This window comes from Chryseobacterium phocaeense, from assembly GCF_900169075.1.
Taxonomy (GTDB): domain Bacteria; phylum Bacteroidota; class Bacteroidia; order Flavobacteriales; family Weeksellaceae; genus Chryseobacterium; species Chryseobacterium phocaeense.
On record NZ_LT827014.1, the window covers coordinates 895044 to 920499 of the forward strand.

Here is a 25456-nt window from a genome sequence, read left to right on the forward strand (position 1 = left end):
AAATAGAGAACCTCACAAACATGATCATTCCGAAGGAGACGGCCACGATCATTCGCATGATACCGGAGATAAAACGATCTTTCAGCTGTTTCTGCCGGCTATCATATCTTTCGTGCTGTTGCTCATTGGAATCGCATTGGATAATTATATAAAAACTGAATGGTTTACAGGATGGGTACGTCTTGCGTGGTATCTGGCAGCTTATGTGCCTGTAGGTCTTCCGGTTTTAAAAGAAGCTTATGAAAGTATCATACAGGGCGATGTGTTCTCCGAGTTTTTCCTGATGGGAATTGCAACAGTGGGTGCATTTGTGATCGGCGAATATCCGGAAGGGGTAGCCGTAATGCTTTTCTATTCCGTGGGTGAAGTATTCCAGGGAATGGCCGTTTCAAGAGCGAAAGGAAACATTAAGGCATTACTGGATCAGCGTCCGGATGAGGTGACCATTCTTGAAGGCAGCCAGCCCAAAACCATTAAAGCCAAAGAAACCAGAATAGGAGATATCATCCAGCTGAAGCCGGGCGAAAAACTGGCGCTGGACGGTGAACTGATGACGGTATCGGCTTCATTCAATACCGCAGCGCTGACGGGTGAAAGCAAGCCGGATACAAAAGAGAAAGGAGACACAGTTCTGGCCGGAATGATCAATATGAACAGCATTGCCCTTGTAAAGGTGAACACAGCCTATGAAGACAGTAAACTGAGTAAGATTCTGGAGCTGGTGCAGAATGCTACCTCACAAAAAGCTCCCACGGAATTATTCATCAGAAAATTTGCAAAGGTTTATACCCCTATCGTGGTTTTTCTTGCCATAGGAATTTGTCTTCTGCCTTATTTTTTTGTCAATGATTACGTGTTCAGGGACTGGCTGTACAAAGCATTGGTTTTCCTGGTGATCTCATGTCCATGTGCGCTGGTGATCTCAATTCCGCTGGGATATTTTGGTGGAATCGGGGCTGCGAGCCGGAACGGGATTTTATTTAAAGGAAGTAATTTCCTGGACAGTATTGCAGAAATCCGGAATGTAGTGATGGATAAAACAGGAACCATGACAGAAGGTGTTTTCAAAGTGCAGGAAGTAAGCATCAAGCCGGAATTCAATAAAGAAGAAATCCTGAAACTGGTGAATGCACTGGAAAGCAAAAGCACCCACCCTGTAGCTACAGCCATTCACAATTATGCCGGTGAAATTGATCATTCCATCCCATTGGAGAATGTAGAGGAAATCGCAGGACATGGTTTAAAAGCCATAGTCAACGGAAAAGAACTGTTGGTAGGAAACTTTAAGCTGATGGATCAGTTTAAGATCAGCTACGATATCAATCATGCCAATATTGTGTACACCATTATTGCTATAGCTTATGATAAAAAGTTTGCAGGATACATTACCATTGCAGACAGCATAAAAGAAGATGCCAAAGAAACTGTTGACAGTCTTCACAGGATGGACGTGAAAGCTACCATGCTTAGCGGCGATAAAAGCACCGTTGTCAAATACGTAGCCGATCAGCTGGGCATCGACAGTGCATTTGGAGACATGTTGCCGGAAGATAAAGTGAATAAGGTAAAAGAGATCAAAGCGAAGAACCAGACCGTTGCCTTTGTAGGTGATGGCGTAAATGATGCTCCGGTAGTTGCCCTCAGCGATGTGGGAATTGCCATGGGCGGACTCGGCAGTGATGCCACAATTGAAACAGCAGATGTCGTAATTCAGGATGACAGACCCAGTAAAATCCCGATGGCTATTAATATCGGAAAACAGACTAAGAAGATCGTATGGCAGAATATTATTTTAGCCTTTGCGGTAAAAGCAGTGGTTCTTATACTGGGAGCCGGAGGTCTGGCCACGATGTGGGAAGCAGTATTTGCAGATGTAGGAGTTGCATTATTAGCTATTTTAAATGCAGTGAGAATTCAGCGGATGAGATTTTAGGAGGTAGGAGGTTTTAGGTTGCAGGTGTCGGGTAATGAATTTCAGGTTGCAGATAAAGCAATGAGTTATTAGCAGTATAAAATTTTATCGGAGATAAAATCCTTGCGCCTTAAAAAGCCTTTATAAAGCACTCGCGCCTTTGCGATTAAAAACAACATCATCCTTTTAAAAATAAAAACATTCAAACCTTATAGGCCACCAGGACCTGTAAGGTTTTTTTTGTAAAAAAATCCACAACATCTGAAAAAAACAGTTTATCTTCCCTAATCCCTAATCCCTAATCCCTAATCCCTAATCCCTAATCCCAAAATAATAATGACATTCATCATACTATACACCAGAAACTCAAATTGAGTAGTATATTTGTAACACAGAACTGATCATTGAGATTTTTTATTTCCATATTCATCATTTTTACCATTGCATTACGCCCTGTTTTGCCATTGGTGAATTATGCCGTGAACTATGATTATATTGTAAAAAATCTTTGCGAGAACCGAAATGTACCTCAGTCAACGTGTAAAGGAAAATGCTACGTCAGCAAAGAACTGGCAAAAACCGAAAAGCAATCCAATAACTCACAGGTCATCAAAATATCTGTGCTGGATGTTTTTATTTCCCACGATATACTTGCTTCTCTGAATCATCACACGTCTGATCAGGAATGTCAATCTGTGGCGTCTGGGTACTTATTTGATCATACTTCAGATTATTTCTCACGGATATTTCATCCTCCTTTGTCTTAAGAGTATAATTTAAACTAAATGCTTAGTTGATTTTGGCTTTTCTTTCCATTGAGGCTTTTAAAGGCCGTTTTGAGGGAATGAAGTTTAAAACCCACTTGTAAATTATATTAAATTTAGTTTAATAATTATCCATTTTTTGTTCAATACAATTATCAATTTCAATTTTAAATCAAAATGAAATCAAAGATTATTTTAACGGCACTACTGTCAGTTTCACTATTGGCATGTGCCCAGGAAACCCCTAAAGTAAAGCATAAAAAGACTACAGCTGCATCAAAATCCAATGCAAAAAACGTAAAATTTGCCAACGCGGAAGATCCGATCTGCCATATGAAAACAGAGCCCGATATGAAAGATACGGCAGTCTATAAAAATAAAACGTATGGTTTTTGCAGTACGTACTGTAAAGATGAGTTCAAGAAAAATCCTGAAAAATATGCCCAGAAATAAAAAGACCGGTACCGGAGCAAAAACTAAGGTGATCATCCCGATCGTTATTTTTGCCCTTCTTTTTCTGGGAATAGGAGTAGGAATGGGATATTTTAAAAAGAACCTGTACACCGTAATGAAGGTCCCTGATTTTGAACTTACCGACCAGAATAATAAAAAGATCACCAATAAAGATATGCTAGGAAAGGTATATCTCGTTGAATTTTTCTTCAGCAGGTGCCCTACCATTTGTCCGGTAATGAACCGGAACATGAGGTTTATTGAAGATGAGATCAACAGTCCTGAATTTGGGATTATTTCAATAAGCATTGATCCTGAAAATGATACTCCCGCTGCGTTGAAAGAGCACGCCAGAATGGTAGGTGCAAAATCTCCCGACTGGCATTTTCTTACCGGTGACAGGGATTATATCGGAAAGCTGGCGGATCAGTTCAATATTTATGTCGGAGATAAGGAAGATGATAGCGAGAGTCTGAACCATAGCGGAATGATTGCGTTGGTGGATAAAGAAGGAAATATCCGCTGCAGATACAATAAAGATCATATGCCGATCCTGTATTATTCAGGATTGAACTATGAAGATCCGGAAGGAAAAACCCCGAAACTAACCGGGAAATACCATCCGGATAGGGAAATTTTGATCGAGGATATTAAAAAGCTATTGAAATAGATTGGGGAAAGGAAGATGAAAGAATGAAGTTGGAAGTTAATGAAGAGGTTAGAAGCTATGACAGTGATTTGTTGAAAGAGATAAAGAATCAGATGAAACGGTAATAAAGAAGCAGAGTGATTTTTAGACTGAAATATCTTCCTGCTTCCATCCTCCATCTCCCATTCTAAAGAAAAAAATATTTGTTAAACCATAAAAACAAAACGTTATGAAGATTTTGAAAATAGCAGCTTTAAGTGCCGTATTTGCCGCACAGTTTGCTTTTGCGCAGTTCAAGCAGACGCCGCTTCCGTATGCCTATAATGCACTGGAAGGTTCAGTAGATGCACAGACTATGGAAATTCACTATTCAAAGCATGCCGCAGCGTATGTTGCCAACCTGAATAAAGCGATTGCAGGAACACCACAGGAAAAGCAGACCTTGTTCCAGATCCTTTCCGGAGTTTCAAAGCTTAGTCCGGCAGTGAGAAATAATGCAGGGGGACATTACAACCATGAGCTTTTCTGGACGGTTCTTACGCCTGTAAAAGATACAAAGCCATCTGAAAAGCTGGCAAAGGCGATCAATGAGGCTTTCGGAAGTATGGATGCATTTAAAGAAAAGATCAGCAAAGCCGGTGCAGACCGTTTCGCCTCAGGATGGGCGTGGCTTTCTGTGGATAAGAACGGAAAACTGTTTGTTTCTTCAACCGGCAATCAGGATAATCCTTTGATGGATGTAGTGGACGAAAAAGGAACTCCCATCTTGGGAATTGATGTCTGGGAGCATGCTTACTACCTGAAATACCAGAATAAAAGAGCGGATTATCTGACGGCCATCTGGAATGTGCTTAACTGGAAAGAAGTAAGCAGAAGATACGATGAAGCTTTAAGCAAAAAATAATAACAGATGAATGTAATTTGCAGCATATTCCTCACTCTTTATATGGCGTTCAGACCCCTGATCCCATTGGTGGAGTATGCTGTAAATTATGATTATATTTCCACAACGCTATGCGTTAATAAAAGCAAACCGGAACTTCACTGTAACGGAAAATGCTATCTGAGCAAAGAACTTGCAAAGACGAATGGTTCTGATTCTTCGCCTTTAAACAAAGCTAAAAATTCAGGGCAGAAAATTATCGATACCTGCACACTTCCTGAGATCGCAGTGATTCAAAAAGCAGATCAACCGATTCCCCAGAATCTCAATTTTCTCTATGAAACAGCTTATTCTTTTCTGTTTCTGAAACATATCTTCAAACCACCGGTTTTTTAAGCCAGATTTTATCATTAGCACAACCGCAGAAAGCAAAACGTTTTCCAGTATTCCGGATGCCTTAGATTTTAAATGAATATCAAAGATTTTCAAAAAACTTAAGTGCTCTTTTCATCCGGTTTTTACTAGACTTTAAATAACTAAAGTGTAAAAAAAATTTTGTCCCTTTTGTGGTAAAAAAAAGGTACCTATTAATCTGTGAACCATTAAGTCTCATTAAGTTTTTAAGAATATTAAGAGCAGCTCCGCTTTAAGAATACAGCTAAAAAAAATCACTTGATTTTTTCTTAATTTTTCTTATCTCCTTTATTCTTCTTAATGGTTCAAATACAACATTAATCTGTATCAGACTTTATGTGAAGAAATTGAATGTTTATCTCATTCAAAAAGCATTTCTATTTCAAAAAATTCAACTTAAAAAATCAAAATGAAAATCTATAAATTTTTATCATTATTCTTTATTGTCGTTACTTTATTCACCCTCTCATCATGCGGAAACAGCGATGATGAAGATCCGCAGGGCGACGTTACAACAGGAAACCTTCAGATCAAATTTGAAAACGGTTTTAATAACCTCGGAAATATTGTTTTAAATCAAACCGTTCAAACGTCTGCTGCCGGACAGAAGCATCTGTTCTCCACGCTGAAATATATAGTCAGCAATATCACCTTGATTGATGAAAACGGGAATGAGTTTAAATACAATGAAAATAATCCCGATAAAGGTGCCTTCATTATAGACCAGGCTGATGCCGTAGCGGGAGTCATTTATATCGACCTGAACGGAATTCCGAAAAATAATTACAAAAAAGTAAAATTCGGATTAGGGATCAGTCAGAAGGCTTATCTGCTGGGGCAGGACGGGCAGGCTGAGTTCTGGAACAAAGCCAAGCAGAAAGGAATGTCATGGTCGTGGGCTGCGGGTTATATTTTTGTAAAGCTCGAAGGAAAATACGGAACAGGGGCTGCCGATACGGAATTCATGAACCATGCCGGAAATATGGGAAATGTAACGGCTAATAACACCCCTGATCTTTACCGGGAAATTACGTTAAACCTTCCCACAACGGCCAGGGTAACTTCCCAGGTGAAGCCTTCTATCCATATTCTGGCTGACCTTAATCAGTTTTTAAGTGGCAGCAGATCCCTTACCCTGGATACTGCCAATAATATGATGATGGGCTCGGGCCAGCATCTGGTGGATGTTACCGATAACCTTACTGCAATGTTTAAAGTAGACCATGTACACAATGACTAGAATTTTCTTGAAGACAGCACTGGTCGTCATTACTTTCCTGAGCTGCCTGTCCTGTTCTGATGAGGTGATCCAGCCTCTGGAGAAAGATGAAGCGTATCGGTTGGAATTTCCGTCTTATTTTCCTGAAATGACATTTGATGCATCCGGAAATCCGGTCACTAAAAATGGTGTGGAGCTCGGGCGGAAATTGTTTTATGAAGGGAGGCTATCGATGAACAATACCATTTCATGCGGATTCTGCCATATTCAGGAGAATGCTTTCACCCATCACGGGCATAACGTGAGCCATGGGGTGGATGACAGAATCGGAATACGGAACGCACCTCCGATCCAGAATATGGCCTTTCTGAAACGTTATATGTGGGACGGTGTCATCCATAATCTGAATGAACAGCCCATTATTCCCATTACGGATGCCAATGAAATGGACAGTTCCATGCCTGAAGTGATTGCTAAATTGAAAGATGACCAGAAATATAAAAAACTTTTCATGGCAGCTTACGGAGATGAAAATATGACCGGAGAGAGACTATTAAAAGCTTTATCCCAGTTTATGGTAAGCATGATTTCTGCAGATTCAAAGTATGACAGATTCAGACAGGGGAAAGAAGTTTTAACCGCTGAAGAGTCTCAGGGAATGATGCTGTTTCAGCAAAAATGCGCGTCCTGCCACAGCGGAGAATTATTTACCGATGAAAGCTTCAGAAACACGGGAATGTATTACAATGAACAGTTCAAGGATGCCGGACGTCACCGGGTAACGCTGGATCAGAATGACTGGATGAAGTTCCGGGTTCCAAGCCTGAGAAATGTGGAATACACAAAACCTTATATGCATGACGGAAGGTTCTATACGCTGGAAACAGTCCTTAATTTCTATTCAGATAATGTTGAGGATAATCCCAATCTTGATCCGCAGCTCAAAAAGAACGGGCACATCGGGATTGCGATGAATACTCAGGAAAAGCAGTTTATTATAGCCTTCCTGAAAACCCTGTCTGACAAGAACTTTATTTCCAATCCAAAATTTGCAGAATGAAAATCACCATGAACAAAATAACACTTATATTCAGTCTGGTCTTATCCTTAATGTTCCAGGCTAAACCCATCAATGACAGTATTGATTTTACGAATCACATCAACAGGGTTGTTTGGGATGACTGTGATGCCTGCGGATGCGCTGCCGGAAACGGCTCCTCAGGTTTTGAATCACTGTTGAACCCACAGTTTATCGGCATCAAATATTTTGCCCAGCACTACAGAGCAAAGGAAAATATGTTTGTAAAAGACCTTACCCAGGACCAGTACTTCAATACCCTGCAGGTTTGGGGGAAAATTCCGGTGACCAAAAACCTGAGTGTATATGCCAGTCTGCCGTTCCATTTTCATGAAAAGAAAACTATGCAGGGGGATATCAGTATCAGTGGTATCGGAGATCTGAATGTAATGGGTATTTACCGGCTGATGAATTCTAAAGATAATTTTCACCAGTTAAATGGTGGTCTGGGTGTTAAAGTTCCTCTTGGAAAGTTTGATGAAAAGGGAATTTCCGGGGTCAATCCAAGTTTTCAGCTTGGGACGGGAAGTTGGGATTATCAGGCAGCTCTAAACTATAAATTTCAAAAGAATAAGCTGGCTTTGCTGGTCAATACGGATTATACGGTTAAAACAGTCAATAAAAAGCATTACCGTTTCGGAAACCAATGGAATTATGCAGCCATGGGGTTTTATCAGATTGCCGGAAATGAAAAAACAATTTTTTCTGCCAAGGCCGGGCTTCAAGGCGAAGTTTACGATAAGAATAAACAATTTGATGAAGCTTTACCCAACACGGCAGGAAGCGCTTTATACGGAAAACTCGGTTTTGAAACTTCCTATAAGAAATTCAGTCTCGGCGGGGAGGTGATGCTGCCTGCTTATTCCAATCTGGCGGGAGGAGACATTGAAGCCAGATCAAGATTCAGTGTTTTTATCAATTTTGGAATTTGATTAATGGTGGCTTCGGTTCCTGAAGCCACCAGATAGTAACCTCAGCGACCAAGTATGGGTTATTTAATGTCATTATTAGTAGAAATATTATACTCTTAATTATAATTTCTAAAAACCGGTGGCTGAGGTTTCCGATGCCACCGGTTTTAATACATCACTCAACAAATCTGCTCTTTTCATAGTGTTGAGAATTAATTTATTATGTCGTGTATTGCATCTGTCAATAATTTTCTATCTTTGCCGAAATCTGGTGCGCTGTAAAAAGCACTTAAAAGGGAATCCGGTGAAAATCCGGAACAGACCCGCTGCTGTAAGCTCCACATCAAAGTTTTTGAAGAGTATATCCACTGTTTTTTAATGGGAAGGATTTCAAAAACGGAGTAAGTCAGAAGACCTGCCGGAGGATGAACGTTTGATGCTTTCGTGGAATAAAGCTTAGGACAACAATAACTTTGTGCAGTATCAGCTGTGCTTTGTCTTTGCTACCTTATATCTATATCCATTAGCGGCATCATTATTCCAAATGAGCTAATGGTCGGAAAATTTACAGTTTCACGGTTTCAGAAAGGAGTTATCATTTTGTTTGTGATAGCCTCCCAGATGATATATTCACAATCCGGAGATACCATCAGGGAGAAAACTATTCTTCCTATTCAGATTTACAAAAAAGATTTTAAAGAAATTCTTCCGGCCCAGATTCTTTCGGGGGAGCAGCTGGAAAGGCTGAACAGCCAGTCGGTAGCAGATGCATTACGCTATTTTTCGGGAGTTCAGATCAAAGATTACGGCGGCATGGGGGGACTGAAAACGGTGAATATCCGGAGTATGGGAAGCCAGCATGTAGGCGTATTCTATGATGGTATTCAACTTGGGAATGCCCAAAACGGAGTGGTGGATCTCGGGAAATTTTCGCTGGATGATATTGAGGCGATCTCGCTGTATAACGGCCAGAAAAGCGAAATTTTTCAGCCGGCGAGAGATTTCGGGTCTTCCGGCTCCATTTATCTTCAGCCTAAGACTCCCTATTTTAAAGGAAATCAGAAAACAAACGTAACGGTCAGGCTGAAATTGGGTTCTATCAGTTTATTTAATCCTTCGTTCCGGGTGGAACAGAAGATTTCAGAGAAGGTTTCCGCCAGTTTCAGTTCAGAATTTTTACAAAGTGACGGATTGTATAAATATAAATACGAAAAGAAAAATTCTGACGGATCAATTGCCAACGATACGATTGCCAGAAGATATGATTCCTACATACGGGCTAAGCGTTTTGAAACGGCTTTTAACGGAACGCTCAATGAAGGAAGCTGGAATGTAAGAGGGTATGGCTATATTTCCGACAGGGGAATTCCTACCGCAGTGGTCAACAATGATTTTGGACCGAAAGGACAGCAGATGCTGGATGAAAACTATTTTGTACAGGCCGGTTTTAGGAAAAAGCTGTTTCCAAAATTTGAAACGCAGATCAAAGCTAAGTTTGCCTATGATTATTCCCGGTTTTTAGACACGGTGAATGTTGCGACTACTGTTCTTCCCATCGATAATACCTACATTCAGAGAGAACTGTATTTTTCATCATCCAATATGTATTCAATTAATCAGAATTGGGATGTAAGTGCAAGTTTTGACTTTCAGTACAATAACCTGAATGCCAGTCTGAGGGATTTTTCTTTTCCTACCCGGTATACTTCACTGCTGGCTTTTGCCACTACTTATCAGTGGAACAGATTTAAATTTCTGGGAAGTGTTCTCGGAACTTTTGTCCATGAAAATGTAGAAAAAAATGCCAAATCTCCCGATAAAACAGAGTGGACCCCTTCTGCATTTCTAAGCTACCAGCCATTTGCATCAAAAGAATTTACGGTGAGAGCGTTTTACAAAAGAATTTTCAGGATGCCTACTTTCAATGATCTGTATTACACGATGATCGGTAATACCCTACTGAAACCTGAGTATACGAATCAGTATGACGTAGGCTTTACCTACCAGAAACTCTATGATCATCAATTTTTTAAAGGGATTTATCTAAAGGCAGACGGATATTATAATGAAGTGGAAGATAAAATAGTAGCTGTTCCCACTACCAACTTATTCCGATGGATGATGACGAATCTTGGGAATGTGAGAATTCTTGGGGCTGATGTCAATGTTCAGGCTGAATTTGATATCAATAAAATTAAACTGAAGCCTCTGGTAAGCTATACCTATCAGCGTGCCGGTGATTATACCGACAGAAAAGAAGATTATTATGAAGACCAGATTCCGTATGTGCCGTGGCATGCCGTAACCTTTACCATGATGGCGGATTACAGGGACTGGAGCTTCAATTACAGCTTTATGTACACAGGAGAGCGCTATGATGCACAGCTGAACAACATCAGAGCCAATTATCTCCAGCCGTGGTACACCCACGATGTGTCTGTTCAGAAGAAATTTAACTGGCATTCTCATCAGATCAAGGCCAGTTTCGAGGTCAATAACCTCCTGGATCAATATTATGACGTGGTAAGGAATTATCCGATGCCCGGAAGAAATTTTAAACTCATTGTAAGCTTTACATTATGAAAAAATTAAATTTTTGCCTGCTTGCTTTTACCATTTTTTTCCTGTTCTCATGCCGGACCGATGATTATGTGGTGCCTTCTGAAAAAGATGAGGTAAGTACAGGAGAAGATACACCTATCAAAGGATTCTATCTTTTGAATGAAGGAAACATGGGCAGCAACAAATGTACGCTCGATTATTTCGATTATGCTACCGGAACTTATCACAGGAATATCTATGCGGAAATCAACCCGAATGTGGTAAAGGAGCTGGGTGACGTGGGAAATGATATCATGATCTACGGAAGTAAAATTTACGTGATTGTTAATGTTTCCAACAAAATTGAAGTATTGGATGCGAAAACGGCAAAGCGCATTAAAACGATACAACTTCAGAACTGCCGGTATATGTCCTTCAAAGGAAATAAAGTCTATGCAAGCAGCTATGCTGGCCCTGTAGAGCTTAATCCGAATTCTCCACCTGGGAAGGTCGTTGAAATTGATACCACTTCACTGGCTATTGAAAGGCAGGTAGTGGTAGGCTATCAGCCGGAGGAAATGGAAATCATCGGTGACCAGCTTTTTGTAGCCAATTCCGGCGGGTATATGTTCCCGAACTATGACAAAACGGTTTCTGTTGTTGATCTTAACACTTTTACCCAGACAAAGAAAATTGATGTAGCCATCAATCTTCACCGATTGCAAAAGGATAAGTATGGAGACCTTTATGTAAGTTCCAGAGGAGATTATTATAATATTCCGTCAAGTCTTTATCTGCTGGATGCTGCGACAGGCCTTGTTAAAAAAGATTTTCATGTGGCGGTAAGCGGAATGACGATCGTAAACGACAAGCTATATTACTATGGCAATGAATTTAATTATAATACCCATGCTTACGTCAAGACTTTCGGGATTATCGATGTCAAGACAGAGCAGGTGATTGCGACTAAAATCATCGACCAGCAATATGCTGATGAAATTAAGGCACCCTATGGAATTGCCGTGAATCCCTACACAGAAGACATCTACCTTACCGATGCCAGGAATTATGTAACTACAGGATATGTATACTGTTTCGACAAGAGCGGGAAATTCAAATGGAAGACCGAAGGCGGAAATATCCCTGCCCATTTTACCTTTTTATATAAATAATCATATAAATAAATGGAAAGAAAATCTATACATATTATAAAAACTGCTTTTTTATCTACTGTTTTACTAGGAGCAACAGCCTGTAAAAGTGACAGAGACGAAGTAGCAGAGGAAGTGATTTTCCCTACTGAAGTCCTTAAAGAATCTTATACTATTGACCGGCTTAAGCTTCTTAATATAGACCCGAAAATCGAAGGAAAACTGACGTGGAGCATCGATGATTCAATTATTTCTGATCAGCTGCAGTTGGATTTTGTAAGCGCCACAGTGCAGACCTATCCTTTGACTTTAAAAGTGGAGGTGAAAGGTGCTGTTAAAATTTATAAATCAACCATTATTGTCAATAAAGAGGCTATTCCTTACAGTAAATATATCAACAATGTTTTTGAATTCCGCCCTGCAGTAGGGCAGTTCACCAATGAAGTACCGGAATATACCGCCGGAAGCACAGAAGATGATATGCTTCAAAGAGCCAAAGAATCGCTGGTAGGAGGGAATTCTACCATGATCACACTTGGTGGTTTCGGAGGTTACGTGTCTTTTGGCTTTGACCATACGATTCCGAATCTTGATGGAAAAGATTTCAAAATTCTGGGGAATGCATTCTGGGGAAATAATGCCACTGCTGCCAGAACCGGATCCTGTGAGCCGGGAATAATCATGGTAGGCTACGATAAAAATAAAAACGGCAAACCCGATGAAGATGAATGGTACGAAATTGCCGGCAGCGAATATTTTAAAAATACAACCACTAAAAACTACAGTATAACGTATTTCAAACCCAATGATAATAAGCCCCCCGTTCCCGGTAGTGAGTTTTGGCAGACTGATGTGGAGTACATCAAATGGCAGGATAATTTTGGGAATTCTGGATTTAAAACTAAAAACACCTTCCATTCACAAAACTATTATCCTTTATGGCTCCAGAATGCTTCTTACAGCCTGACGGGAACCAGACTGAAGGATAATTTTTACGACCAGAGCGGAACGGGGAATTATTGGGTGGGAACCTCTTACGAGTACGGTTATGCAGACAATGCACCGAACAACGACGAGGCTTCCAACATAGACATTTCGTGGGCAGTGGATAAAAACGGAAAATATGTAAAACTTCCCGGTATTGATTTCATAAAAGTGTATACAGGGGTCAATCAGGAGGCCGGATGGCTGGGAGAAGTTTCTACCGAAGTGGCAGGAGCATATGACCTGCATCTTAATTAAATCTAAAGACAACAAAATTTAATATAATAATTCGAAAATGAAAAAGTTTTACCTTTTGACGATGCTGTTTCTGTTTGCGTTCTTTACGAATGCACAGGTGACAGTGCAGGGTGTGCCCCGCAATGATATTCAGGTCGGAAACAGCAGTAATCAGCTGAACACAACCGTAACGACGAACATCAACTTCTCTGATATCCAGTATTGGGTGGGAAGTGGTACCAACGAAGCTGCTTTTGTGGTTCAGTGGAACGACAGTAAGAATCCTGATGCTTTGGTGTGGGGATTCAGATGGAACGGAAACGCCACCGGAGAAGATATGCTGAGAGCCATTGCTCAGGCTGACCATAGACTTTTTGCTTTGGTTTATCCCGGAACCCAGTTCGGTAGTGCGATCGGAGGAATAGGCTTTGATCTGAACGGACAGAATACCAATGCCCTTTACAAAAATGGAAATACAACCTATCCTCTTTATCCCGTAGGCGGTATTGTGAATACCACTGCTTATGATTTTGATGATTATACGGCAGCAGATGCAGCGGATCACTGGGGGTCAGGATGGTATAACAGCTACTGGTCGTATTGGGTAAAAGACCCTACAGACGCTGATTTCGGATACTCTGGTGTCGGAGCTACTTCCCGTGTGCTTCAGAACGGTTCATGGGATGTATGGAATTTTAATGCGGGAATGAATTCTTTCCCAATTTCTTCCACTCTGACACCGGTTTCAGCTTATGCTGCTTCTACCAATTTCACGGATGGATATTTTATGGTGAATGAAGAGTGGTTCGGACATACGAACGGCTCTGTAAATTTCATTGGAAACAACGGACAGATCAATTACCGTGTATACAGCAATGTTAATAATAACCATGCCTTCGGAGCAACAACACAATACGGAACCATCTACGGGGATAAGTTTTATTTTATCTCAAAGCAGGCGGCAGACGGTGGTGATACTCAGTACACACCTGGTGGAAGACTGGTTGTAGCGAATGCACAGACCATGCAGAGAATTGCAGGTTTCAATGATATTGGCGGCGGGGACGGAAGATCATTTGTAGGGGTTAATGAAAATAAAGGATATATCGGAGCTTCAAACGGAATCTATGTGTTTAATATTGCGAATATGCAGGTTGGAAGTGTTATCGCCGGAACAGGTGGTGGTGGACAGTATGCAGGGCAGATCGGAAACATAATCCGTTCTTCCAAATATGTATTTGCCGTGAAACAGTCTGCAGGAATTTTAGTGATTAATCCTGCTACCGATGCTTTGATCAGTACCATACCGGGAGCTTTCCATTCGATTGTTCAGGCAAAAGACGGAAGCATCTGGGCAATCCAGGATCAGAAGGTAGTAAATATCCATCCAACGACTTTTGCTACAACTTCCTATAATATTCCTACGACGAAATATCTAGGTTCGTGGGGAGCATGGAATGCAGGAAGCTTCTCCGCGAGCAGCAAACAGAATGCTTTATACTGGATTAATTCCGTGAGCGCATGGGCTTCAGGAACGCAGATTGTAAAGTTTGACGTAACCACAAAAACTTTCAATGAAACTTTTGCAGCCATCCCGGGACAAACCGGGACTTACAAACAGATTCCTTACGGTGCTGGACTTCGCGTAAATCCAACCACCGACGAGCTGATCCTGAACACTACAGAAAGCGGCTATGGCGCCCATTACCAGAAAAACTGGATCCATACTTTCAATACCAGCGGTACTCTTACCAATACCAAAACGCTGAATGACTATTACTGGTTCCCGGCATTGGCCGTATTCCCGGATAATACACTTCCGGCAGTAAACAGTACTTTCCCTTCACAAGTTAATGTGAACACAGCATCTACGATCGATCTGAAAACTGTAGTTACAGATGAAGACAATCTTTCATCAGCCATTGTTAAAACCATTAAGTCGAATTCAAATCCAACGGCTGTTTCCGCTGTGATCAATGATAATGACGAATTGGTACTTACCCCTCTGGCTTCCGGAATTGCTAATGTTGTTATCACCTTCAACTCAAACGGAAAAGTGGTTGAAAAGACTTTGACCGTAAACAGTACCGCTTCTACTTTAGCTACTGCAGAAGTGAAGAAGATTGAATTCGGTATCTATCCGAATCCGGTAACAGATATTCTGACCATTAAAACACAAGAGAAGATCCTGAACGTTTCTGTTTATGATGCTTCCGGTAAAATGGTCAACACACAGCTGAACAACGGACAGATCAATGTAAGTGCGCTTCCAAACGGAGTGTATATTCTGAAGGCTGTTACCGATAAAGGAGTGTATCAGCAGAAACTGATTAAGAAATAGTTTTCACAGTCTATTTATTTCAATGAATCGGCGGCCCGAATGGGCCGCCGATTTTTTTTGCAATGCTGGAAACGGCTCAGCGGGGGCGGCAACCCCCCTCCACCGCCGTTTTAATTTTTTTTTTGCTTTTTTATTTTTCTTTTTTTTTTTTACATATTTTTTTTTTTTTTTTTTTTTGTTCTGTTTGTAATTTATTTTCTTTGTGTTTGATCAATCATCAAAGGTTTTGTTCTATGTATATGATGGAAAAGGGTATTTAAGAAAAAAGGAGTTTAACAAAAAAATTTTATTAAAAATTTTTTTCTATTTTTTTTTTTTTACAAGGGGCCGGCGGCCGGAGGGGGCCTTTTTTTTTTTGTGAAGGGGTGGACGGGGCGGGGGGGGGCTAACCGCCCGCCCGAGCCGCTATTTAATCTATTGATCTAATTGGTAATTCTGATCTTACGTGAATACATTTTTTTATCCTTCGTTTCTACGGTCAGGATATAAATTCCTTCAGGCTGCGGAGAAGAAAGATCAAAGGTTTTAGACTTCAGGATAGAACGGTGAACCTCTTTCCCTGATGTATTTCTTAAGGTAACTTCAGACCCTTCCAGTGGAACGGTACCTCCCAGGGTGATCTGTCCGCCTTTGCTGTAGGCCATGATCGTTGAAAGAGGATCCTGGTAAGCGTAATAGATTCTGAATCCGCCGCCCAGGCTTAGTACGCCTCCGCTCAGTCTTATTTTAACGGCATTGTATGAGCTGGCCGGAGTAAGTTCAATAGTCGCTCTGGCCGGATTATCGGCGAGCTTCAGTAAGCTGCCCGTGACCATCTGGCTGTCATTGTTGGCTGTTGTTCCGCTGAATGTTTCGATGTACACACCGCTTAGAAGCTGAACGGTCAGTGGGATGTCATTGGTCCCAATACCGATGACCAGTTTCGTATTGATTCTCACTTCAGGGAATCTCAGGGTCTGTTCAACGCCACCCAATAAAACGGTCCCCATAACCATGGTGGAATAGTTATCTTCATTATCTCCCACTGCATTCAGGGGATTTTGTACAGCGCATGCCAGACATACTCCATAGACGTTGGAAAGCTGGTCATTAGCATAGATTCTGCTTTGTGCCTGGCTGTTGTTCGACTGAAATAGGAATCCCAGGAATAGTGCGGCCTGAAAAAGGCGGCTCTTTGAAAATAGAATAGATTTCATACTATTGAGATTTTGGTTAATGTTTTATCCAAATTTAAACATAAAAAGATATGTTTGCAATACTATCTCTAATAAATGTGAATTATGTAAATATTCTATAGTTTAAGAGGTTAGAAGTTGGAAATTAAAAGTTAAAAAACTGGAAGAGGAAAGTCAATACTCAACATTTACCATAAATTGATGAAATAACTTCCGGCTTCCCTCTTCCAGCTTCAAACCCTATAAAAATTTCATCATTTCTTTTTCCCTTTAATATTAGGCAGAAAGGCTGTAATTACTCCCATCAGCGGTAAGAATGCACAGATTTTAAATACATACTCAATACTGGTATCATCGGCTAGAGCTCCCAGTACCGCGGAACCAATTCCACCCATCCCAAACATAAATCCGAAAAATAATCCTGCAACCAACCCGATTTTATTCGGCATCAGGTCTGTGGCATATACAAGGATCGCAGAAAATGCAGACGCAATAATTAACCCGATTAAAACAGCAAATATTACAGTCCAAAAAAGGGAGAGGTAGGGAAGGCAAAGGGTGAATGGAGCTGCTCCAAGTATCGAAGCCCATATGATTTTCTTTCTTCCGTATTTATCTCCCAGTTTTCCTCCCAAAAGCGTTCCTATAGCCACTGCGGCAAGAAACATAAATAAATACAGCTGAGAATCTTTTACCGAAATATGGAACTTATCAATAAGGAAGAACGTGAAATAATTGGTCATAGACGCCAGATAAATGTATTTCGAAAAGACCAGGGCCAGAAGAACCACAACGGAAAATATAACTTTCTTACGGGACAGTTCTATAGTAATGATGTCGTTCGGATGCTTTGCTGTTTTTCTTAAAGATAACCTTTCAGCATACCAGTTGCCTATTCTCCACAATACGATAATTCCTATAAACGCTGCAATGGCAAAAAGCCCTACATAACCCTGACCTAGCGGAAGTACGATTAGAGCGACCAGCAGTGGACCAATGGCACTCCCGGAATTTCCGCCAACCTGGAAGATGGATTGGGCTAAACCTTTTTGTCCTCCGGATGCAAGCTGGGCCACCCTTGAAGCCTCAGGGTGGAAAACAGATGAACCCATACCGATTAATGCAACGGCAATAAGGATCACATAATATTGATGCGCCGCAGCCAAAAGCAATAGCCCGGCCATAGATAGCCCCATTCCTATAGCCAAAGATCTTGGGTTAGGTCTTTTATCCGTATAAATTCCTACGAACGGCTGCAGAATGGAAGCCGTAAGCTGAAACACCAAGGTAATAATTCCGATCTGGGCAAAGGATAAGCTGAATTCACCTTTTAGGATAGGATAGAGTGAAGGAATGGTAGATTGGATCAGGTCATTTAGAAAATGAGAAAAGCTGATCATAAATAAAATAGGATAAACAATGGTTTGGCTGTTAATTGTTTTGGTCTGCACGTTTTCCATGAATGTAATGTTTAAATTCATCATGTCATCTGATGAATTTGGTTAAATTTTTTTAATAGACTCTGTCAACGATCATCTGAGCAATACGGGCCGCACTTTCGGCATCTTTTTTTTCAATGCTTTTATAAAGGTCGGTATGTATTTTTTGAGACAGTCTGAAAGAATCGGTATTGTTGTTATGGCTGCTTTCAAAAGTTCTCAGAATATGGATACTGGTGATTTTATAGATTTCCTTTAAAAGGTTGTTCCCGCATGCTTCAGCAATTGAAATATGAAAATTGATATCCGCCTGATAGCATTCAACAGCCTGGTTTTCTGTGGCCATCTTTTCTCTGAGATCAAGAAACTTTTTAATGGTCTGAAGCTGTTCCTCATTTCTGAATATTGCTGCTCTGGCGGCAACTTTTGAATCCAGAAGAGAACGTACCTCGTAAACTTCTTCAATTTCGGCTTTATTAATCTGGGTTTCCAGTGATTCCTGTACATGTTTTGAGGTCACGAAAGTTCCTACTCCCTGCTGAACACTCAGCACCCCTTTTATTGATAAAATTTTTATCGCTTCACGGATGCTGGAACGGCCCACTCCATAGATCTTCATAAGCTCCGGTTCAATCGGAAGCTGATCACCAATGGCATATTCCTCATTGATAATCCCCTGAATCAATCGTTCAGCAACTTCCTGGGCTAATGTTTTTCTTTGAATCTGCATAGACATCTTATCATCTGACGAATGCAAAGGTAGGCAAATTTTTTATATCTGATGAAATTTTATAAACAAAATAAAATAAAGAGTGATGTTGTTGGAAATCACTCTTTAATTTTTAGAGGCAGGATGTTATAATTCGTACCGTTTATTCAACCTCAGTCAGAATCTTAAAAATTTCCTCTTTTGACTGCTCAAAAATTTCACCTCCGAATTCTTCGTTATCAAGTGAAATCACAGTGATATCTTTTACACCCATAATTCCGAATATAAACTGTAAATAGGTAGTCTGGAAATTCATATGCTCATTCTTTTCATTTTCACCATAACCGGTATCGCCTCTGCTGGAGAGAATAAACAGTTTTTTATTTTCAAGCAGCCCTACATAGTCACCATCCGGTTTCCCGGAACGGAATTTCCAGGTTTCATTGATTCGCATCACCTGATCAATATACGCTTTAAGGCCACTCGGAACGGACCAGTTGTACATAGGAGTACCAATGACATAAATATCATTTTCTTTCAGTTCCCGGATCAACTCATTGCTGAACTGTAGGGCTTCCTGATTTTCTTCATTCCGATCTTCCGGTTTTGTAAAAGCCCCGGCGATCCATTGTTCATCAATGGGCTGAATAGTTTCCAGGCCTGCTTCCCTGAAAGTGAAATGATCATCAGGATACTTTGCTTTCCAGTTCTCAGTAAATAACCGGGTGAGCTTCCTGCTGTATGATCTCTCGTTTCTGATGCTTGCATTAATAATCAATACTTTGTTCATTTCTTTAAATTTAATAGGACAAAGTTCTGAACTTAAATATTGCTGGATATTGACCTGGTTCAATGGATTTTATTTTTCTTCCGGATTCTGCTCAAAAATTCTGCTGAAATTCCCAGGTAAGAAGCGATAAGGTACTGCGGTATTCTGGCGGCAATATCCGGATAGTTTTGCAGGAAATCCAGATAGCGCTGTTCCGCATTGTAAATATGATTATAGATTATTCTTTTTTGTAGCGCACCTAGGTAGCTCTCTAAAATAATGCGGAAATACCTTTCCAAGGCGGGTATCTGTTCCAACATTTTTTGAAAAGAATAAAAACTGATCTGTAAAAGTTCCGTTTTTTCCAATGCCTGAATGTTGTAAATGGATGGTTCCTGCTGACGAAAACTTTCCATATCCGTAGCCCACCAGTCATCTATGGCAAAGTAAAGAATTTCTTCGTCACCAGTGTCGGCATTCATGCAAAACGCTTTCAGGGTTCCGGAAATAATATAATTATCCGTGCGGCAAATCTCTCCGTTTCTCAGAAGATAATCGCCTTTCTCCAAAGTTTTTTGTGACCAGAAACCATGAATAAGCAGTTGTTCATCCTTCGAAAGGCTGATGTGCTTTGATATTGTATCAATTAATTTTTGTGAACCGTTCAATGGATGTGTTGTAATTGAATGAATGTGTGGTTACACAAATTTAATGAAAAAGGATTGGTAAAAGTAAAATACCTATAAAAAGAAAACAGGAAAAATGAATAGAATCACTTTTCCTGTTTTGTAGCCCGTAGGGGAATCGAACCCCTCTTACCAGAATGAAAATCTGAGGTCCTAACCGATAGACGAACGGGCCATCTATAAACTGTAATAAATTACAGGGTTAGTTTTTTGTTTTTATAAGTTTCAACTCTTATTAATCACTTCGGTTAGTAAGCAGTGATTAAGTTTAGTAGCCCGTAGGGGAATCGAACCCCTCTTACCAGAATGAAAATCTGAGGTCCTAACCGATAGACGAACGGGCCAGCTATGCTATTACGCTAATTTATTAACGTGCTTTGTTAATTTGCTTTTCAAGTTAGCCGCTTTGTTTTTGTGGATAATATTTTTCTTAGCTAATTTATCCAATAAAGCGATAACTTTTGGCAGTTGCTCTGACGCAGCAGCTTTGTTCTCCTCATTTCTCAAAACTTTCATTGCTGTTCTGGCAGTTTTGTGATAGTATCTGTTACGAACTTTTCTAACTTCGTTTTGTCTAATTCTCTTTAATGCTGATTTATGATTTGCCATATCGTTCAAATGTGAGTGCAAAACTATAAACTTTTTTCTAATCTGCCAAATTTATTTTTAAAAATTTTTAATTTTCTTCGGACAGGTATTTTCTGAGTTTATCTATTGCTTGTTCTATTTTTAAATTCTCTTGTTCTCGTTCTATTTTCTTGATCGTGCTGCTTAGCATGATCATCGCATTGTTCCATTCTCCAGTCGTATTGGTGAAGATAAGTCCATCAATTGTAACTTCAAAAGCGACCCTTTCCCCGGTTCTGTAAAGTCTGAAACTTATTTTATCATCCCTGCCTGTAATCCCGTCTTCATTGATTTGTAAATCGTAACTTTTTGGGTTAGAGTGGATTTTCTTAAAAAGAGCTTTCGCCTCTTGTATTTTTAAATCCGGCATGATATAAAATTTGGTAGCCTATAGGAGAATCGAACTCCTGTTGCAAGGATGAAAACCTTGAGTCCTAACCACTAGACGAATAGGCCAAATTTTGAGGTTGCAAAAGTAATGATTAACTTTTTAACTTCAAAATTATTTTGTAAATTATTTAAAAACTTTTTGGATAACGGTGTTCTTGATTCCTTTGGTTTCAAGGTCTTTTTGAAGCTTTACGGCATCTTCCAATGTAAACACTTTTCCGTAAGTATAATAGAAAACTCCACTTTCTTTGTTGCGTTCCACATCCTTGAGGGTCTGTAGAATAAATGAATTTCCGTTCAGCTTTTCACCCGTGTAAACCTCAATGGTGTAGTAGCCCGTCAGCAGTTTCTGATTGGGCATAAATCCTACCGCATAAGCATTTCTGAATCCCGCATCTTTAGCTGTTTTCAGGTTGATGTCTTTTACAGAAGCCATATTGGTGACTCCATAGTAATACTTATACTGTCCGTTATCTTTGATAGGAAGAATATAGTTCAGTCCTTTTAATGCAGGATCTCCGTCATTGTATTTGGTAGGTGAGCTGAGCAGTAAAATTCTGAAATCATTTTTCAGAGGAGACTCCGCCGGTTTTTCAGGTTCCGGTTTTTTTGCAGATATGGAAGATCCGCCGGTTTTTCTGTCAATGGCTTTTTTATAATCAATGATTGCGCTGTAAATACTTTCTGCGATTTCATTCTGGCCTTTTTCAGAAGCTAAGTAGTGGCTTTCTTCAGGGTGGTTAATGAATCCGGTTTCGATGAGTACCGAAGGCATGGCATTCATACGCAGCACGTGCAGGTTTTTCTGGAATACTCCCCGTGAGAATCTTTTGTCCTTGTTCACAAAGTTTCCTTCTACCAGTCCGCCCAGAAGCAGGCTGGATTCCAGGTATTTGTTCTGCTGGAGTTTCAGGGCAATCAGAGATTCAGGGGAACTTGGATTATAGGAACCGAAGGTCTGTCTGTCTTTTTCATCCAGGAATATTACGTCATTTTCCCTTTTGGCCACTTCCAGGTTTTCGTCGTTCTGATTCGGACCCTGTACATAGGTTTCGGTTCCATACGCCGTAGGTCTCTGTGAAGAATTACAGTGAATGGAGACAAAAAGATCAGCCTTGCTTCTGTTGGCAAGGTTGGTCCTGTCTGAAAGGGAGGGGTATTCATCAAATTTACGGGTATATATGACTTTGAAATCTCTGTTTTTTTCCAACATGGCCCCTATTTTTAACGTAACAGCCAGCGTAACATCTTTTTCCGCCACTCTTCCAATATCTGCATAGGTCCTGTTCGCTCCGTGGTCACTTCCCCCATGACCAGCATCTAAAACGATTGTAAACTTCTTTTGTGAAAAAAATAAAGTGCCGGAAAGAATAAGGAGAAATGATAAAATTATTTTAAAATTTAGGTTGTGCATCTTACAGTTTTAAAAATTATATTAATTTTGAGCCTGAATTATATAGAATAAAATTGGCCAAAACCGTCCTCAAAAATATATTACAAATTTTAATTATCCTAATTTTTAACAATTTTTTAGCACAGAAAACGCCTGAAAAATTGCCTAAAAATGCGGTTAATGATACTATTTCCAAAAAGGATACCATAGTTGTAAAAAAGGAAGCTTTAGAAGATATTCTTCGTACAAAAGCAGACGATCAGCGCAGGGATGTTCCCAAGAAAATGACTTTCCTGAACAAAAATGCCCAGGTAAAATACCAGGACATGCAGATCGATGCTGACTATATCTCTATTGACGACAACAAAAACCTGATCTATGCCCGGGGAAAACAGGATTCTCTGGGGAAAATCATAGAACCTGTTATTACCACACAGGCTGGAAAGAAATATGAGACCAACGAGTTCAGCTACAATACCAAAACAAAGCAGGCCATTGCGTATAATGCCCGGACAGAAGAAAGTGAAGGGGTAATCACAGCGCAGAAAACCAAAAAATATAACGATTCCGTATTTGCGATGAGAAACGCAGATTATACGACCGATGAATATTATATCAAGAAAAAAGATACGGCTTCGGATTATTTTATGCGGGCTTCCAATATCAAGCTGATTAAAACCAAAGAAAAATCGCAGATCGTTACAGGACCCATCCAGATGTATATTGAAAGGGTTCCGACCCCTCTGATTCTTCCGTTTGCCATCCTTCCGTTTTCCGATAAAAGAGCTGCCGGTATCCTGATCCCGAGTTTCGGGGAAAGGGAAGATGTAGGGTTTTTCCTGAACGGCCTTGGTTACTACCAGCCGATCGGGGAACATTTTGACCTTAAAGTGCTCGCTGATATTTACACCAAAGGAAGCTGGAACATAAGGCCTCAGATGAATTATCTGAAAAAATACCGCTATTCCGGAACCTTTACAGCGGATGTAGGAACCATGGTAAGAGGAATCAAAGGTCTGGATGATTACAGCAGAAACAGTACCTACAGAATTGCATGGACGCATACCCAGGATACCAAGGCGAATCCTTTCCTGACCTTCAGTGCTTCCGTAGATATTGTAAGTACGAAGTTTTACAATAATAACCTGAACAACAACTATATTTTCAATCAGAACGTTCTGAATACGCAGCAGAACTCTACGGTAACCATTACAAAAAGGTTCCTGAAGCTGCCTGTTACGATAACCGGAACGGCATCCTATGCCCAGAATTTTGCGACAGGACTTGCAGATCTCCGCCTTCCCCAGATGAATGTGGCGATCAACCAGTTTTATCTGTTTAAATCTAAAACGGGAGTAAGACAGGGACTTCTTGAAAATATTACAGTGAATACCGGTTTTAACCTGACCAATTTTGTAAGTACCCAGGAAAATGAGCTTTTTACCAATGCGATGTGGGATAAAATGCAGACAGGACTTAAAAATAATATTGCCTTAGGAACCAATACCACCGTTGCGAAATATTTTACGTTCAGTTTAAGTGCTAATATTGACAATGCGTTAACGACCAAAACGCTTAAAAAATATTATGATCCTGTAAAGAATGTGGATGTGGAAGACATTCAGAAAAATGTTGCGGGATATTCTACTTTCTCATCTTCTGCGAGCCTTCAGACTACTTTATACGGAATGCTGAAATTCAAAAAAGGAGCGGCAGTAGAAGCTGTAAGACATATGATGACGCCTAGTCTTAGCTTTACTTACTCTCCGGATTTCTCAAGTCCAGGTTTCGGATATTATAAGAATTACTATAATGCAGAAGGAGCACTGACCCCGTATTCTATTTTTGAAAAAGGAATTGTGGGAAGCCCTTCAAGCGGTGTTGTAGGTGCTTTAGGATTTAACATCGGGAACAATATTGAAATGAAAGTGAAATCCAAGAGTGATTCCACAGGAGTGAAGAAAATCAAGATCTTTGAATCTCTAAACCTTTCAGGAAATTACAATTTTGCAGCAAAAACCCATCCATGGTCTGTATTCAGTATCAACGGACAGTCATCTTTCTTTAATAATAAATTAAGTGTGAATACAAGTCTTTCCCTGGAACCCTATAAAATTATTTTTGCTCCGGGTGCAACAACAGGGATAAGAACAGAACAGTTCGGTCATTTCAGTGTGCAGGGGTTCAATGTACAGCTTTCCTATCCTTTGAGCAGTGAGCTCTTCGGCGAGAAAACAGATTATGGTAAAAAATATCCGGCCAAAGGAGAAGTGAGAAATGAGAATTATTATTTTGATGATGATAATTATGCCCATTTCGATCAGGCATGGACTTTGAATATCAACGCGAATTATGCTTATACAAAAGGTCTGTCCGCCCTTGGCAATAAAATTGCTTCTATTGGTCTGGATGGAAGTATTAAGCTTACTCCGTACTGGAATATCAACGGAAGTACGCATTTTGACCTTGTGACGAAAGATCTGGCTTATACAAGAATTGGTTTTTCAAGAGATCAGAGGAGTTTTACCATCAATTTTAACTGGGTGCCTTTCGGACAGTACAAAGTATATGACTTCTTTATCGGGATCAAAGCCAATATCCTGAGCGATGCCCTGAAGTATAAGGACAGAAGTTTTACACAGCCTAATGCACCTTTCTAATATCAGATTGACAATTGTTAATATAAATTTTATATTTGCAACCGGAATAACTTTCATGAAATCACGGTTGG

Annotated in this window: 22 protein-coding genes, 3 tRNA genes and 1 riboswitch; of the genes, 14 read left to right on the top strand and 11 right to left on the bottom strand. The window is 40.2% G+C overall.

The genetic code is table 11. The features are described 5' to 3' along the window. Positions 1–283: 283 nt before the first annotated feature. From B7E04_RS05495 to B7E04_RS05555, 13 genes are all read left to right on the top strand, one after another. Entirely contained in the window at positions 284–1933 is a 1650-nt protein-coding gene (locus tag B7E04_RS05495; protein ID WP_449384824.1) for a heavy metal translocating P-type ATPase, read from the top strand. A gap of 383 nt (positions 1934–2316) precedes the next feature. Next, a complete protein-coding gene (locus tag B7E04_RS05500; protein ID WP_080777738.1) occupies positions 2317–2679 on the top strand; it encodes a hypothetical protein in 363 nt (120 codons plus the stop codon). A gap of 174 nt (positions 2680–2853) precedes the next feature. After that, positions 2854–3129: a YHS domain-containing protein gene (locus B7E04_RS05505; protein WP_080777739.1), complete on the top strand. Its 276-nt coding sequence runs from the start codon at positions 2854–2856 to the stop codon at positions 3127–3129. Next, the gene (locus B7E04_RS05510) at positions 3116–3799 is read left to right on the top strand and encodes an SCO family protein (RefSeq protein ID WP_139785344.1); all 684 of its coding nucleotides are present in this window, start codon (positions 3116–3118) and stop codon (positions 3797–3799) included. Before B7E04_RS05505 ends, B7E04_RS05510 begins: the two co-directional genes overlap by 14 nt. A 208-nt stretch (positions 3800–4007) precedes the next feature. Continuing rightward, entirely contained in the window at positions 4008–4682 is a 675-nt protein-coding gene (locus tag B7E04_RS05515; protein WP_080777740.1) for a superoxide dismutase, read from the top strand. Between the two features lie 6 nt (positions 4683–4688). Beyond that, a complete protein-coding gene (locus B7E04_RS05520; protein WP_080777741.1) occupies positions 4689–5057 on the top strand; it encodes a hypothetical protein in 369 nt (122 codons plus the stop codon). A 427-nt stretch (positions 5058–5484) separates the two neighbouring features. Further along, on the top strand, positions 5485–6315 hold the full coding sequence (locus B7E04_RS05525) for an MbnP family protein (protein WP_080777742.1): 831 nt from the start codon (positions 5485–5487) through the stop codon (positions 6313–6315). Then, complete coding sequence (locus B7E04_RS05530) at positions 6308–7354, top strand: cytochrome-c peroxidase (protein WP_080777743.1); 1047 nt, start codon at positions 6308–6310, stop codon at positions 7352–7354. The genes B7E04_RS05525 and B7E04_RS05530 overlap by 8 nt, the downstream gene beginning before the upstream one ends. 8 nt (positions 7355–7362) lie before the next feature. Then, positions 7363–8304 (top strand): transporter, encoded by a 942-nt coding sequence (locus B7E04_RS05535; RefSeq protein ID WP_080777979.1) that lies wholly within the window; start codon positions 7363–7365, stop codon positions 8302–8304. A 231-nt stretch (positions 8305–8535) separates the two neighbouring features. Beyond that, positions 8536–8720, top strand: a riboswitch (cobalamin riboswitch). 184 nt (positions 8721–8904) lie between these two features. Next, the gene (locus tag B7E04_RS05540; RefSeq protein ID WP_228439828.1) at positions 8905–10866 is read left to right on the top strand and encodes a TonB-dependent receptor plug domain-containing protein; all 1962 of its coding nucleotides are present in this window, start codon (positions 8905–8907) and stop codon (positions 10864–10866) included. Beyond that, positions 10863–11996: a YncE family protein gene (locus B7E04_RS05545; RefSeq protein ID WP_080777745.1), complete on the top strand. Its 1134-nt coding sequence runs from the start codon at positions 10863–10865 to the stop codon at positions 11994–11996. Before B7E04_RS05540 ends, B7E04_RS05545 begins: the two co-directional genes overlap by 4 nt. A gap of 12 nt (positions 11997–12008) precedes the next feature. Further along, positions 12009–13217, top strand: a complete 1209-nt coding sequence (locus B7E04_RS05550) for a cell surface protein (RefSeq protein WP_080777746.1) — start codon at positions 12009–12011, stop codon at positions 13215–13217. A gap of 37 nt (positions 13218–13254) precedes the next feature. Next, complete coding sequence (locus tag B7E04_RS05555; protein ID WP_080777747.1) at positions 13255–15537, top strand: T9SS type A sorting domain-containing protein; 2283 nt, start codon at positions 13255–13257, stop codon at positions 15535–15537. A 422-nt stretch (positions 15538–15959) separates the two neighbouring features. On the opposite strand, the gene B7E04_RS05560 is transcribed toward B7E04_RS05555, so the two are convergent. The 11 genes from B7E04_RS05560 to B7E04_RS05610 all read right to left on the bottom strand — a co-directional run bounded on the left by B7E04_RS05560 (position 15960) and on the right by B7E04_RS05610 (position 22746). Continuing rightward, a complete protein-coding gene (locus B7E04_RS05560; RefSeq protein WP_080777748.1) occupies positions 15960–16733 on the bottom strand; it encodes a T9SS type A sorting domain-containing protein in 774 nt (257 codons plus the stop codon). Between the two features lie 233 nt (positions 16734–16966). Further along, a complete protein-coding gene (locus B7E04_RS05565) occupies positions 16967–18196 on the bottom strand; it encodes an MFS transporter (RefSeq protein WP_080777749.1) in 1230 nt (409 codons plus the stop codon). Positions 18197–18224: 28 nt separating this feature from the next. Further along, the gene (locus tag B7E04_RS05570) at positions 18225–18881 is read right to left on the bottom strand and encodes a FadR/GntR family transcriptional regulator (protein ID WP_165439411.1); all 657 of its coding nucleotides are present in this window, start codon (positions 18879–18881) and stop codon (positions 18225–18227) included. A gap of 142 nt (positions 18882–19023) precedes the next feature. Then, positions 19024–19650: an FMN-dependent NADH-azoreductase gene (locus B7E04_RS05575; protein ID WP_080777980.1), complete on the bottom strand. Its 627-nt coding sequence runs from the start codon at positions 19648–19650 to the stop codon at positions 19024–19026. A 59-nt stretch (positions 19651–19709) separates the two neighbouring features. Beyond that, positions 19710–20297: a Crp/Fnr family transcriptional regulator gene (locus tag B7E04_RS05580; protein ID WP_080777751.1), complete on the bottom strand. Its 588-nt coding sequence runs from the start codon at positions 20295–20297 to the stop codon at positions 19710–19712. 121 nt (positions 20298–20418) lie between these two features. After that, positions 20419–20490, bottom strand: a tRNA-Glu gene (locus B7E04_RS05585). Between the two features lie 97 nt (positions 20491–20587). Further along, positions 20588–20659, bottom strand: a tRNA-Glu gene (locus B7E04_RS05590). Between the two features lie 10 nt (positions 20660–20669). Further along, on the bottom strand, positions 20670–20924 hold the full coding sequence (gene rpsT / locus B7E04_RS05595; RefSeq protein WP_034677968.1) for a 30S ribosomal protein S20: 255 nt from the start codon (positions 20922–20924) through the stop codon (positions 20670–20672). 67 nt (positions 20925–20991) lie between these two features. Beyond that, positions 20992–21312: a hypothetical protein gene (locus B7E04_RS05600; protein WP_062650984.1), complete on the bottom strand. Its 321-nt coding sequence runs from the start codon at positions 21310–21312 to the stop codon at positions 20992–20994. An 11-nt stretch (positions 21313–21323) separates the two neighbouring features. Continuing rightward, positions 21324–21398, bottom strand: a tRNA-Glu gene (locus B7E04_RS05605). A 58-nt stretch (positions 21399–21456) separates the two neighbouring features. Then, positions 21457–22746, bottom strand: a complete 1290-nt coding sequence (locus B7E04_RS05610) for an N-acetylmuramoyl-L-alanine amidase family protein (RefSeq protein ID WP_080777752.1) — start codon at positions 22744–22746, stop codon at positions 21457–21459. A gap of 53 nt (positions 22747–22799) precedes the next feature. Here B7E04_RS05610 and B7E04_RS05615 point away from each other — a divergent pair, with 53 nt between their 5' ends. Beyond that, positions 22800–25385 carry a putative LPS assembly protein LptD gene (locus tag B7E04_RS05615; RefSeq protein ID WP_080777753.1) on the top strand — a complete coding sequence of 862 codons (2586 nt, stop codon included), beginning with the start codon at positions 22800–22802 and terminating at the stop codon, positions 25383–25385. Positions 25386–25456 lie beyond the last annotated feature (71 nt).

Excerpts from the sequence above, each read along its gene's own strand:
- B7E04_RS05495 (WP_449384824.1), top strand. The coding sequence starts at position 284 with ATGGGAATTGCAACAGTGGGTGCATTTGTGATCGGCGAATATCCGGAA.
- B7E04_RS05505 (WP_080777739.1), top strand. The coding sequence starts at position 2,854 with ATGAAATCAAAGATTATTTTAACGGCACTACTGTCAGTTTCACTATTG.
- B7E04_RS05510 (WP_139785344.1), top strand. The coding sequence starts at position 3,116 with ATGCCCAGAAATAAAAAGACCGGTACCGGAGCAAAAACTAAGGTGATC.
- B7E04_RS05515 (WP_080777740.1), top strand. The coding sequence starts at position 4,008 with ATGAAGATTTTGAAAATAGCAGCTTTAAGTGCCGTATTTGCCGCACAG.
- B7E04_RS05520 (WP_080777741.1), top strand. The coding sequence starts at position 4,689 with ATGAATGTAATTTGCAGCATATTCCTCACTCTTTATATGGCGTTCAGA.
- B7E04_RS05525 (WP_080777742.1), top strand. The coding sequence starts at position 5,485 with ATGAAAATCTATAAATTTTTATCATTATTCTTTATTGTCGTTACTTTA.
- B7E04_RS05530 (WP_080777743.1), top strand. The coding sequence starts at position 6,308 with ATGACTAGAATTTTCTTGAAGACAGCACTGGTCGTCATTACTTTCCTG.
- B7E04_RS05535 (WP_080777979.1), top strand. The coding sequence starts at position 7,363 with ATGAACAAAATAACACTTATATTCAGTCTGGTCTTATCCTTAATGTTC.
- B7E04_RS05540 (WP_228439828.1), top strand. The coding sequence starts at position 8,905 with ATGATATATTCACAATCCGGAGATACCATCAGGGAGAAAACTATTCTT.
- B7E04_RS05545 (WP_080777745.1), top strand. The coding sequence starts at position 10,863 with ATGAAAAAATTAAATTTTTGCCTGCTTGCTTTTACCATTTTTTTCCTG.
- B7E04_RS05550 (WP_080777746.1), top strand. The coding sequence starts at position 12,009 with ATGGAAAGAAAATCTATACATATTATAAAAACTGCTTTTTTATCTACT.
- B7E04_RS05555 (WP_080777747.1), top strand. The coding sequence starts at position 13,255 with ATGAAAAAGTTTTACCTTTTGACGATGCTGTTTCTGTTTGCGTTCTTT.
- B7E04_RS05560 (WP_080777748.1), bottom strand. The coding sequence starts at position 16,733 with ATGAAATCTATTCTATTTTCAAAGAGCCGCCTTTTTCAGGCCGCACTA.
- B7E04_RS05565 (WP_080777749.1), bottom strand. The coding sequence starts at position 18,196 with ATGATGAATTTAAACATTACATTCATGGAAAACGTGCAGACCAAAACA.
- B7E04_RS05570 (WP_165439411.1), bottom strand. The coding sequence starts at position 18,881 with ATGCAGATTCAAAGAAAAACATTAGCCCAGGAAGTTGCTGAACGATTG.
- B7E04_RS05575 (WP_080777980.1), bottom strand. The coding sequence starts at position 19,650 with ATGAACAAAGTATTGATTATTAATGCAAGCATCAGAAACGAGAGATCA.
- rpsT (WP_034677968.1), bottom strand. The coding sequence starts at position 20,924 with ATGGCAAATCATAAATCAGCATTAAAGAGAATTAGACAAAACGAAGTT.
- B7E04_RS05600 (WP_062650984.1), bottom strand. The coding sequence starts at position 21,312 with ATGCCGGATTTAAAAATACAAGAGGCGAAAGCTCTTTTTAAGAAAATC.
- B7E04_RS05610 (WP_080777752.1), bottom strand. The coding sequence starts at position 22,746 with ATGCACAACCTAAATTTTAAAATAATTTTATCATTTCTCCTTATTCTT.